The following is a 12,605-nucleotide window of genomic DNA, read 5'->3' on the forward strand; positions in this document are numbered from 1 at the left end:
TAGCCCCCGTCGAACCCCGCTACGTTCCCGACCTGACGGCTAAGTTCCTGAGAGAACTCTTTAATCATCTTTAAGCGCCATGTCCACCACTGTGCTTCAGCTGTTAATTCTTCCGAGGCATTTGCGGGAATGTTGATGGTGTATTCTTTGTTGGTCTCGTCAAAAATAACTTTAATGTCAGGTGCCACTTTCAACCCATGCTCTTCAAGGATTTTAATAGGGTCCGCTGCCAGAGATTTTTTGAATGATTCATCGGTAACCGCTTTCGCCGCCACGGTTTTCCAATTGTCATCCAGTTCTTTTTTTCTGATGGGATTGATCGGGGAAGTGGAACCCGTGGTACCCAGTATTTCACTCATACATGATCCTTTTCGCTAGTTTCAATAAGTTTTATTGTTGAATGATTAGAAAATCATACAGGATTCTCCAGTCCTTTTCTATATAACTTTGGTCAGGTGCTGCGGATCAGCTCTTCTGCTTTCTTAAGAGCTTCATCAAGCTTATCAACCAGTGAGCCTCCTGCTTGAGCCATATCGGGCCTTCCTCCACCGCTTCCTCCTACAATCACGGCTATATTCTTAATGATATTTCCCGCATGGTATTTTTGGGTCAGGTCTTTGGTGACCCCTGCAGCCATGGAAACCTTTCCATCAGTCACAGAACCCACAACAACGATTCCCGATTTTAACTGATTTTTGGCATTATCGATAAATGTGCGCAGGGTTTTAGCGTCCATGCCCTCCAGCTTTTTGATGACAAGCGAGACATCTCCCACTTTTTGCACTTCATCCAGTCCGGAAGACTCCTTACCACTAACCATTTTTTCTTTGAGCGAGGTGATTTCTTTTTCCATTTGCCGGTTTTTTTCCAACAGTTTTTTAAGTTTGATCACTTCTTCGTTGGTGGGTGCTTTCAAAAGTCCACGAACAGCGGCAAGAGATTCCTGCTCGGCCCGAATCGTTTCGTAAGCGGTTTCTCCGGTTACAGCTTCTATACGGCGTACACCTGATGCAATTCCTCCCTCCGAGGTGATTCGAAACAACCCTATATCACCGGTCGCTTTGACGTGAGTTCCTCCGCATAATTCTTTACTAAAACCGGGCACATCGACAACACGTACGGTGTCACCATATTTTTCACCGAACAGGGCCATGGCACCTTCTTTAATGGCGTTGTCGATATCCATTTCCTGAGTTGTCACCTGAATATTATTGCGGATTTTTTCATTAACACGCGATTCGATTCGAACTTTTTCTTTATCTGTCAGGGGTGAAAAATGTGTGTAATCAAAACGCAACCTGTCCGGTGCTACCAGTGAGCCGGCCTGTTTAATATGCTCACCCAGGACTTCCTTGAGAGCCGCGTGCAAAAGATGGGTTGCTGAATGGTTGAGTGCAGTGTCTCCTCGGGTATGGTTGTTAACTTCCAGAACCAGGTTGTCTCCTTTTTGAAGAGTGCCACGCACAACTTTTGCTTTATGAACGATTAAACCGGGTAAAGGCTTGGTCGCGTTTACGATCTCCAGTTGCACATTTTCATTAGAGGCCTGGCCAGCATCGCCAACCTGCCCGCCAGACTCCCCATAGAATGGGGTCTTGTCGGTAAGAAACTCTATTTCTTCTCCGGTGTTGGCTGAATCAACAGAAGTTTGATTTTTTAATATGGCCATAACCCGTCCTGCGCCTTTGGTGTTTGCGTAACCCTCAAAAATAGTCATTGAAGAAGATTGCAGAAACTCTTTATAAAAGGGGGCAACTTCTTTTTCTCCTGACCCTTTCCATGAAGCCATGGCTTTTGTTTTCTGCTCATTCATGGCTCTTGTATAACCTTCCATGTCGAGCTTCAATCCATTATCTTTTGCTGTTTCTTCTACAAGGTCAGTGGGGAAACCATATGTGTCATAGAGTTTGAAAATTTCCTCTCCAGGTATGGCGGTGAGTTTTTCATTACGCACCTTTTCAAGAATCTCCTCCAGACGTTGTGTTCCATAGTGAAGAGTGTTGCCAAAACTTTCTTCTTCATTGATGACAACTTTTTGAATAAAGTCTTTGTTGCTATCCAGCTCAGGGTAGGCTGCGTTGAAATCATCAACGACTTTACTGGTGATACGGTTAAAAAACGGGCCTTTTTGATCCAGCAGTTTTCCGTGACGAAGGGCCCGCCGCATTATTTTACGCAATACATAACCACGCCCTTCGTTTGAGGGGATAACCCCATCACTGATTAGAAATGCCGAGGCACGTGCATGGTCTGTTAACACTCTTAAGGAGACGTCAGTTTCATCATTTTTGCCATATTCCTTACCGGTGATTCGTGCCGCCTCTTTGATGATTGACATCATGAGATCTGTATCATAGTTGTTGGTTCGGCCCTGGACAACTGCGGCCAACCTTTCTAATCCCATTCCTGTGTCTATGCAGGGATTTGGAAGAGGGGTGAGCTTGCCCGATTCATCGCGGTCATATTGCATGAATACCAGGTTCCAGATTTCCAGGAACCGGTCACAATCGCAACCGACCTCACAGGAAGCCTGACCACAACCAATATCCTTGCCCTGATCAATGAATATTTCTGAACAGGGTCCACAAGGACCAGTAGGGCCCATAGCCCAGAAATTGTCCTTGTCACCCATCCTGTAGATGCGTTCTCGCGGCATTTTTACTTCATCGACCCAAAGGTTGAACGCTTCGTCATCTTCTTTGAAGACGGAAATATATAAACGGTCGCGGGGCAGCCCTATGACATCAGTTAGAAATTCCCAACCAAAAAGAATAGCTTCTTTTTTGAAATAATCCCCAAATGAAAAATTGCCAAGCATTTCAAAGAAGGTATGATGCCGGGATGTTCGCCCTACCATTTCCAGGTCATTATGTTTTCCCCCGGCCCGAACACACTTTTGTACAGATACGGCGCGGTTATAGTCCTTATTCTCTTCTCCCAGAAACACGTCTTTAAACTGCACCATTCCGGCATTGGTGAACATGAGAGTCGGGTCATTTTGAGGCACCAGGGGATAGCTGGGCACAACAACATGTCCTCTCTCCTCAAAATACTGCAGGAATTTTTTTCTTATTTCATCAGAAGTCATAATTAAAGTAAGAACGCTTCGGGTAAGGGTTAAACGACACCTGCCTTGAGGACATCATGCAGATGGATGACTCCTTCAATTTCCTGGTCATCATTGGTCACTACCAGTGAAGTGATGGAATGGTCTTGCATAATTCTAACCGCTTTTGCCGCCAATGTGTCTTTCGAAATGGTTTTTGGGTTGCTTGCCATCATATCCATTGCACGTGCCTGAGATATATCTTTTTGTTTTTCAATCAGACGCCTGATATCACCATCGGTTATGATACCAAGAAGTTGATCCTGGTTTCCCAATACCAGAGCCATACCCAACCTTTTGTCAGAGATTTCTTTCAGTACTTGATAAACATCTGCGTCTTCTTTTATCCGGGGAACATCTTCGCCTGAATGCATGAGGTCACCGACTAATGTGAGAAGTTTCCTGCCAAGGCTACCACCGGGATGGTTGAGAGCGAATTCTTCTTCCTGAACTCCCCGGAGTTCCATGAATGCCATGGCAAGAGCATCTCCCATAGCAAGCGTAGCTGTTGTGCTGGCTGTGGGAACCAGGTCTTTAGAGCAGGCTTCTTGTTTAACACTTACATCAAGCACAAAATCGCTTCTTTTCGCCAGGCTGGAACGTATGTTGCCCGTCATCGCGACCAGGGTGCAAGGAATTCGATTGAAAATCGGGAGTAGTTTGACAACTTCTTCAGTTTCGCCACTGTTTGAAATGGCAATCACCATATCACCATCAGAAATCATTCCCAGGTCACCGTGACCAGCATCTGCCGCATGCAGAAATATAGAGGGGAGGCCTATGCTGGAAAATGTGGCTGAAATTTTTTTCCCGATCAGGCCAGACTTCCCAACTCCTGTTACAATAAGGTGTTTGCATTTGTTCAAATGATGTATAACCTCGATGAACTGAGAATCAATTCTTTTTCCCAACTCAGCTATAGCCTGACTCTCAACCTCCATAACCTTGCGGGCTGTGTTAAGGATCGACTGGGTTTGAGCATCCAAATTTTCTTTAGAATCTTTGAGGGCACGCATTTTTACTGGCGGCTCCAACTTAAGCCTTTTAATTCAAATAGTTCATAACCGGTTGAAATAATAATAATAACACAATTAATTAGACACGGTAAAGCCACGTCTTTATACTTGATCAGCGTTGTCAAACTTAAGAGGATTTTATGAGCAAAACCAAGTCCCTATATCTGATAGACGGGTCTTCTTACATTTTCAGGGCCTATTTCGGTATTCGACAGTTTCTATCTACCTCCACCGGTTTTCCCACCAATGCTTTGTACGGCTTCATCAATATGCTGCAAAAAGTGGTGAAAGATGAAAAACCGGATTATCTGGCTGTTGCTTTCGACAGCAAGGAAAAAACGTTTCGCCACAAGATTTATGCGGACTATAAGGCTAATAGAGAAGCACCTCCTGAAGACCTGGCAAAGCAGTTCCCGTTCTTTGAGCCTCTGGTTCAGGCTTATAACATTCATGGCGTTAAAGTTCCCGGTTACGAGGCAGACGATATTATTGGAACCCTGGCTAAAATGGCTGCGGCGGAAGGATTTCAGGTTGTTATCGTCAGCGGTGATAAAGATATGATGCAGTTAATCAGCCCTGGTATACGCATGCTGGATACCATGAAAAATAAATGGTTTGGTGAGGAAGATGTAAAGGAAAAATTTGGAGTGTCTCCTGACAAGGTGATTGAAGTTATGGGGTTAATGGGCGATTCCAGTGATCATATTCCCGGAGTTAAAGGAGTAGGGCCAAAAACTGCTTCTGAGCTCATCAGCAAATTTGGATCAATCCATGATCTTTATGACAGGATTGATGAGGTGGACAAGGCAAAGCTTAAGGAAAAACTGGTCAAGGATAAGGACATGGCATTGCTCAGCCGTCAACTGGTCACTATTAATACTGATATGGAACTTGAAACAAAACTGCAAGACCTCAAGTGTCAAGCTCCTGATAATACGAAACTGAAAGATCTATTTTCTGAATTTGAGTTTTCTTCTTTACTTGGGGAATTGGGTGAGGATCCTGAAGAGACCCCTCCTGCTATAGAGAGCCGGTATGAAACCATTCTCGCAAAATCCGATTTAGAAAAGTGGATTAAGAAACTGAAGGGATCAAAGGCTTTTGCCTTAGACCTTGAAACCACCAGCTTGCATCCTGTTAGAGCGCGGATCATAGGCATATCATTATCTTGTGAAGCAGGAAACGCCTGTTATATTCCGTTAGCCCACAGCTACCTTGGAGTTCCCGAACAGTTAGGGTTTGACCTGGTTTTGAAGAAACTCAAACCATTACTTGAAGACAAGAAAATTGGAAAAGTTGGCCAGAACATAAAATACGATTTGATTGTGTTACGTAACGAAGGCATCAATCTTAAGGGGGTGATCTTCGACACAATGCTGGCCTCTTATATTTTGAATCCGTCAGGCAGAAGGCACAATATGGACGATTTGGCCCGGGATTATCTTGGGCACACAACGATTAAATATAAAGATGTAGTGGGCACGGCTTCTAAGGAAATAGGGTTTGATGAAGTGTCGATTGAACGTGCCACCGAATATGCAGCGGAAGATGCAGATATTACCTGGAGATTGTATGAAAAACTTTCTCCCCTTTTAAAAGACAATGACCTGAAGTTGTTCCATGATTTAGAATTGCCGCTCATAGAAGTTTTGGCGGATATGGAAATCCATGGTGTGAAACTTGACCAAAAGCACCTGCAAAAACTTTCCCAAAAAATACACAACTTGATGGGAGATCGTGAAGAACAAATTTATTCTCTGGCTGGGGAGAAATTTAATATTAATTCTCCTAAACAGCTTTCGGTAATATTGTTTGAAAAACTCGAACTGCCGGTAATCAAAAAAACCAAAAGTGGATATTCGACCGATGTTTCGGTGCTTGAGCAATTGGCTGAAGAACACGATCTTCCTGAAATGATATTGATGTACAGACAATTGGGAAAATTAAAATCCACTTACATTGATGCTTTACAGGAAGATATCTACAGCAAAACCGGGCGAGTACACACTTCTTTCAATCAGACTGTAGCTGCAACAGGAAGGTTGAGCAGTAGCAACCCGAACCTGCAGAATATTCCGATACGCACTGAACTGGGACGTGAAATAAGAAAAGCCTTTATTGCCGAAGGTGATAATCATCTGCTTTCAGCCGACTACTCCCAGGTGGAGCTCAGGGTTCTTGCCCATCTTTCTGAAGATGAGGCTTTGATGGATGCATTTCAGATGGGAGAAGACATACATACACGTACTGCTTGTGAAATATTCGGGACCACTCCGGCTCGTCTTGATGAGGAAGCGAGAAGAATGGCCAAGGCGGTAAACTTTGGCATCGTTTATGGTTTGAGTGCATTTGGTCTTTCTCGTCAGTTGAAGATCTTTCCCAAAGAAGCAAAAAAATTCATCGACCAATATTTTGCCCTGTATAGAAGAGTCAAGGTCTATATGGAGGAAACCATCGCTCAGGCCAGGGAAGCTGGATATACAGAAACGCTTATGAACCGGAAACGCTATTTACCAGATCTTAATAGCCAGAACAGGCAAGTGCGTGAGGCGGCAGAAAGAATAGCGATTAATTCTCCGGTTCAGGGAAGCGCGGCAGACTTGATCAAGCTGGCAATGATTCAACTGGAAACAAAAATCAGAAAGAAAAAATTAAAATCCAGAATGATCTTGCAAGTGCATGACGAACTGGTTTTTGAATGCCCGGAAGAAGAGGAAAAGACAATGAAGGAACTGGTTAAAAAGGAAATGGAAGAAGTAGTTCCTCTTAAAGTTCCTTTGCTTGTGGATATTGGTTGGGGAAAAAACTGGAACACGGCTCATTAACCAGCCTTCGGCTGGCGGGAATGTCGGGGGGAGGTGCATTGGTTTGACAAAAGAGCGATTGCAATTTGGTCAGGAAGGCGAGTCTGCAGCGCTCGATTTTTTGAAAAAAAAGAGTTACCGAATACTTGAAAAGAACTTTCGGTCAAAATTAGGTGAAATCGATATAATTGCGGACCATAAGGGAGTGATCGTTTTTATTGAGGTCAAAGCCCGATCGAATCATGAATATGGTCATCCGTTTATTGCGTTGACCCCGACCAAACAGAAAAAGATTATTCAAACAGCCCAAAGCTTTCTGTCTCAGAAGAGGATCGTAGATAAGCCTGTTCGGTTTGATGTTATAGCCATGACCATGGATCCTTCAAATACCTGGAAAATTGAATTGCTGGAAAATGCTTTTCAATTATGACTTCTATGTCTTATTAAGGACATTCGACAATCTGTAATATTATGGATGTAAACCCAAATGATATTTCTGTAACAATTATCTTGGGTGATTTGCGACTTTTTAAGAATTCTGGCATCTATTATAATGAAGCAGGATGTTGTGTTTCAGCTAGATAACCAAATTGGATAGGAGAAAACTCCATTGAATTTTATAAAGCGTTTTTTTACGGGTATGAAACAGGAAGTCGAGACACCGATGACAACAGATCAGCCAGAGGAGGGAGCCACTAAGCCTGAAGAAGAAACTGGTTCTTTGACGGAAGAAGCCCCTCAGCCCGAGCCTGAAAAGCAGCAGGAATCGCCAATGGTTCGTAGTGTTATACAGGCGCCGGTTTTATCTGAAGAGCTGTTTCCGGAAAATTCCGATGAGATTTTAATCAAGGCGCAACCTTCAGCAACAGGAGACCAATGTCTTTTTAATGTTAATCGGCCAATAATGGCAGGATTTTCCTGGTATTTCCCAGACTTTGAAAGCGCGGCAGACTCACCGCTTGCAGAGCGCCTTTTTTGCCTGGAAGATGTAGAGACTGTATTGGTGTGTGAGAACTCTGTGACAATCACTCGAAAAGATAAAACTCTTGTTGATTGGCAGCCATTGGCAAAAGAAGTAGGGCAGGTGGTCCGTGAGGTTTTACAGGAAAACAATGGCCTGATTTCTGAAAAAATTATTGAAGAATTACCAACCGAGGATGATATCCGTGAAGGTATTCAAAAAGTGATTGATACGGAAGTTAACCCGGGCGTAGCGGGGCATGGAGGTAATATTACCCTGTTATCCGTTAAAGGTAATTCGGTTACTATACAGATGGGTGGTGGTTGCCAGGGGTGTAGTGCTGCGGATTTGACGCTCAAGCAGGGAATTCATACTTCGTTCAGAAATGCTGTGCCCAAGGTGGGTGCGATTTTCGATGAAACTGACCACGCAGCGGGTTTAAACCCGTTTTTTTCTTGAGGTAAATATGCCAAGAGTCAACACTTTTAAAGTAAATGTGCAAACCGGTTCACAGGGAATGAATGAGCCGGTATATTTTAATTTCAATAATCACAAACTGGAATTTGAAAATGTTAACGGTTCAGCTGAATCTGGAAAAAACTTTGAGGGCGACTTTGAGGTTAACAGCTTTGCCCATAGCTTGACTTTGGTGGGTCCTCAGTCAGGAAAATGGGATATAGAAAAAATCTCCGTTGAGTATAACTGCGAAAATGAAAAGCCATATACTGTCCGGTTTGGTGCAGTTACTTTAGATGAGACGACAGAAGTAAATATCTGGCAAGACCCGCCTGTTCCCGCTATTGATGTTTAACCACCAGGAGTGGGGCCAATGTTTTCACTCACAGGAATGATATCGTAATACTGGCTAGTGAATTTCCCTGCTAGTGAAACGCGCATGCAAGTCGCCCAGTAAAATATAGTCTTTGACAGTGGTTTCTGTAGGAATATAGTGTTTTGAGGACCAGAACGTTATTTTCCCTGTTTTGGTTTTGAAAATTTCTTTTGGTACGATGACATCGAGCAGCAGGTCGTCGTGTTTGTCGCGTTTCTCTTCGGTTCTGATCCGCTCTTGATCCGTTTCCGGCAAGATGTGGACGGAAATTTCACTGTGTCCCTTTTCAGGAATAGTTTTGATGATGAACTTTTTTCCTTTTTCAAGTTTTCCGTATGCGCTGTTTCGTATGTTGTAAAAAGCGGTGAGGATATCGTGAAATGCACCTTCGAATGGGAGCTCATTTTGTCCGCTTTCAATTTTTTCATCATTCGCGTATTTTTCCCATATGTGCAGTCGGTTAGCATAATCAAATTTGTGCGTGGTGGTTTCAACATTGCTTGCAATCGTGACCTGTCGCAGGAAAGTTTTGGGCCTCAATTTTCTTCCGTAATCAATTACCTCGAACTCTGTTTTGTAAAAATGTTTGCGGTAGGCTGTGAAGAAACCGACAAAACCTTTTGTGCTGGCTTCCAGGACTGAAAAATATTTACCCTGCTTTTCAAAAAAACTCACTTTGGCAGAGGCGGCATTTTCAAACCAGAGGAAACTGATGTCATAGTGCAGGGTTTCCCCGGCAAACGGGCCATCTCTCCTGATGGGAGGAAGTTGTTGTACTCGCCTAAGAATATTGATTTTTTAACCTTTGGTTGCTGGGCATGAGTGAAAATATCTGGTAAGAAAAGGACAGAAATGAGTAAAATGAGAAGGTTAAGGTTGCCAAATCTCATAAGTTCAGGCTGAAAATTGAAAAAAATTGTTTTTTTTAAAATATTATTTTAATATTATTGTTCACAAGGCGTTTTACCTAATCTCTGTATTTTGTCAATTTTTTCGCTATGTCAGTAGAAACATCACCTTTATCTCCAGGGGTTGTCGAGGAATCTGATGGGAAAACCCACCAGTCCTATCTCCCGTTATACAAAATTATCATGTGGGATGATAATGTAACGACCATGGAGTTTGTAATCCGGATTCTGATTAATCTCTTCAGTAAAGATTATTCGACCGCGGAAAAACTGATGTACGAAATCCATCTTCAAGGTGCTGGCCATGTAGCCACTTTGCCTTTGGAACAGGCAGAATTCAAGGTAGAGCAGGTTCATACTGCAGCGGCTATGGAAGAGTTTCCCTTTACTTGTACTATAGAGCCAGCCTAATCCTTTTCCTTTTAACTATTCTCTTTTCTGCATAGGAACATAATCTCTTGTTGGAGAACCCATATAAACCTGTCTTGGGCGTCCTATTCTGAACTGTTTGTCTTCCTGAAGTTCTTTCCATTGGGCTATCCAGCCTGGCAGGCGTCCCATCGCGAACATCACGGGAAACATATTTATAGGAATATTCAGGGCTTTGTAAATCAAGCCGGAATAAAAATCAACATTAGGATAAAGCTTTTTCTCAACGAAATAGTTATCCTTGATAGCAATTTCTTCCAGCTTAAGCGCTATTTCAAGGAGTGGTTCATGACTTGCTTCTTTATCAAATATTTTATGGGCCATTTTTTTGATTATTCTGCTGCGAGGGTCAAAGTTTTTGTAAACTCTGTGTCCAAATCCCATTAGCCTGAAAGGATCATTTGAGTCTTTGGCTTTTTGAACGTATTTATCCACATTCCCTCCATCATCATGGATGACTTGCAGCATTTCAATAACAGCCTGGTTAGCTCCACCATGAAGGGGGCCCCATAATGCGTAGATGGCAGAGGAAACCGAAGCGAACAGGTTGCACATTGAGCTACCAACAAGGCGGACGGTGCTAGTCGAACAGTTTTGTTCGTGGTCGGCGTGGAGAATCAGTAAGACGTCCAGAACTTTGGCAACATCTTCATCCACTTCATAGGGTTCACAGGGTAACGAAAACATCATTTTTAAAAAGTTTGCAGCGTAGCTTAAATTGTTGTCCGGGTATTGAAAGGGTTGGCCAATTGATTTTTTATAGCTGTATGCGGCAATGGTAGGAAGTTTTGCCATTAGCCTGTGTATTGCGATTTCTACCTCCCGTTCATTCCTGACGTCCAGCTCATTTTGGTAGAATGTCGCCAGCGAGCCAACTACGGCACTACATACTGCCATTGGATGGGGATTGTTTGGAAATCCATCATAGAGATTCTTGATTGACTCATGAACCATGGAGTGGTGAACCACATGATATGTGAACTCGTCAAATTGTTCGCGAGTAGGGAGCTCCCCATAAATGAGGAGATAGGCTGTTTCTAAAAAAGAACTTTTTTCAGCAATTTGCTCAATAGGATAGCCTCTGTACAGAAGTATCCCTTTCTCACCATCCAGAAAAGTGATCTGACTTTGGCAGGAGCCTGTGCTCATGAACCCTGGGTCATATGTTATCAATCCGGTTGTATTTCTCAGGGTGGTTATGTCTATGGCTTTTTCTCCACAGGTGCCTTCTTGAACTTCGAATTCGTAGGTTTTTCCCTGATAGGTGAGCGTGACAGTTTCTACCATTGTTATCCTCCGGTTAAATTCGGATGCCAATTGAGCGATAGGCTTATTTGCAAAGTTGTTGTTACCCTGTATTATAAACCCTGTTTACAAGTTTGATAGAACTTTTGTTTAAAAGAGTGAGTGGTGATGAAGCATAACTGGCTTTTATATTCGATGATTGCCGGCATCTTTTTAGGAGTTTTTTCTGGATGGATGTACGGAACCTCAATGTTAGCGGTGGAATGGATTGGCGAGATGTTTCTGGATGCGCTGAAAATGCTGGTGGTTCCTTTAATCATATCATCCATGATCGTTGGTATTGCAGGCCTTGGAGATATTAGAAAGGTGGGAAAGACCGGATTGATCGCACTCATATATTTCATGATGACTACCTGTATGGCAGTGGCTATTGGTTTGATCGTGGTTAACATTATCGAGCCGGGTGTTGCGGTTGAAATGACGGTTGAACATGTTCCTGAAAAAGTCGCGGGAAAAGAAGAAGTAAGAATCACGGATATTCTAAAAACTTTTGTTTCACCAAACCTTGTGCAGTCCATGGTGAAGATGGAAATTCTTCCTTTAATTATGTTTTCCCTTGTATTCGGTGCGGTATTAACCACTCTTGGGGAACCGGGCAAACGGGCTATAGATTTTTTTGATACGGTCAACAATGCGGTTATGAAAATCGTCCATTTACTTATGTTTGTTGCTCCAATTGGTGTTTTCGCATTGATTGCTTCAAAACTCGGTGCCGCCGGGGGGGGAGACTTGTTTCTGGTTGAGCTGGCTAAAGTCGGTAAATATGCAGCAACAGTAGTCATTGCTCTTTTAATTCACGGTATATTGGTGTTGCCGATAATTCTCTATGTGACGACGCGAAGAAACCCGTTCATTTATTTTAAAAATGTAACGGAAGCACTGACAACAGCCTTTTCAACGGCGAGCAGTTCAGCAACTTTGCCGGTAACCATTGAGTGCGCAGAAGATTTCAATCAAGTGTCCCGGAAATCCTCACTTTTTGTTTTGCCTCTTGCCGCCACGGTGAATATGAACGGCACAGCACTTTATGAATCTGTAGCGGCAATGTTCATTGCCCAAATGTTAGGGGTTCAATTGGGTTTTGGGGATCAAATGATTATATTTGTCACAGCAACATTAGCTGGTATAGGAGCGGCGGGAATTCCTGAGGCCGGGCTGGTCACTATGGTGATGGTGCTTCAGTCGGTAGGTCTTCCTCTGGAGGGGATAGGCATGCTCCTTTCAATAGACTGGTTTCTGGACCG

10 protein-coding genes are annotated in these 12,605 nt (G+C 43.2%); 6 read left to right on the top strand and 4 right to left on the bottom strand.

Annotated features, from left to right (window positions below):
- Positions 1-451 precede the first annotated feature (451 nt).
- Positions 452-3,088 (bottom strand): alanine--tRNA ligase, encoded by a 2,637-nt coding sequence (gene alaS / locus F3741_06300; protein ID MZG30406.1) that lies wholly within the window; start codon positions 3,086-3,088, stop codon positions 452-454.
- A 29-nt stretch (positions 3,089-3,117) separates the two neighbouring features.
- Complete coding sequence (locus F3741_06305; GenBank protein ID MZG30407.1) at positions 3,118-4,122, bottom strand: KpsF/GutQ family sugar-phosphate isomerase; 1,005 nt, start codon at positions 4,120-4,122, stop codon at positions 3,118-3,120.
- Between the two features lie 140 nt (positions 4,123-4,262).
- On the opposite strand from F3741_06305, the gene polA reads away from it, so the two are divergent.
- From polA to F3741_06325, 4 genes are all read left to right on the top strand, one after another.
- Complete coding sequence (gene polA, locus F3741_06310; protein ID MZG30408.1) at positions 4,263-6,947, top strand: DNA polymerase I; 2,685 nt, start codon at positions 4,263-4,265, stop codon at positions 6,945-6,947.
- Between the two features lie 43 nt (positions 6,948-6,990).
- Positions 6,991-7,356 carry a YraN family protein gene (locus tag F3741_06315; protein ID MZG30409.1) on the top strand — a complete coding sequence of 122 codons (366 nt, stop codon included), beginning with the start codon at positions 6,991-6,993 and terminating at the stop codon, positions 7,354-7,356.
- A gap of 210 nt (positions 7,357-7,566) precedes the next feature.
- Positions 7,567-8,346 (top strand): hypothetical protein, encoded by a 780-nt coding sequence (locus F3741_06320; protein ID MZG30410.1) that lies wholly within the window; start codon positions 7,567-7,569, stop codon positions 8,344-8,346.
- Between the two features lie 7 nt (positions 8,347-8,353).
- A complete protein-coding gene (locus tag F3741_06325) occupies positions 8,354-8,698 on the top strand; it encodes a helicase (protein ID MZG30411.1) in 345 nt (114 codons plus the stop codon).
- A gap of 54 nt (positions 8,699-8,752) precedes the next feature.
- On the opposite strand, the gene F3741_06330 is transcribed toward F3741_06325, so the two are convergent.
- A complete protein-coding gene (locus tag F3741_06330; GenBank protein MZG30412.1) occupies positions 8,753-9,514 on the bottom strand; it encodes a DUF3108 domain-containing protein in 762 nt (253 codons plus the stop codon).
- Between the two features lie 203 nt (positions 9,515-9,717).
- Between F3741_06330 and F3741_06335 the strand changes: the two genes are divergently transcribed.
- Positions 9,718-10,038 carry an ATP-dependent Clp protease adaptor ClpS gene (locus tag F3741_06335; GenBank protein MZG30413.1) on the top strand — a complete coding sequence of 107 codons (321 nt, stop codon included), beginning with the start codon at positions 9,718-9,720 and terminating at the stop codon, positions 10,036-10,038.
- Positions 10,039-10,053: 15 nt separating this feature from the next.
- On the opposite strand, the gene F3741_06340 is transcribed toward F3741_06335, so the two are convergent.
- Positions 10,054-11,343 carry a citrate synthase gene (locus F3741_06340; protein MZG30414.1) on the bottom strand — a complete coding sequence of 430 codons (1,290 nt, stop codon included), beginning with the start codon at positions 11,341-11,343 and terminating at the stop codon, positions 10,054-10,056.
- Positions 11,344-11,466: 123 nt separating this feature from the next.
- On the opposite strand from F3741_06340, the gene F3741_06345 reads away from it, so the two are divergent.
- A partial coding sequence (locus F3741_06345) for a dicarboxylate/amino acid:cation symporter (GenBank protein MZG30415.1) occupies positions 11,467-12,605 on the top strand: 1,139 nt, incomplete at its 3' end.

It is taken from the genome of Nitrospinota bacterium (assembly GCA_009873635.1).
GTDB lineage: Bacteria > Nitrospinota > Nitrospinia > Nitrospinales > VA-1 > LS-NOB.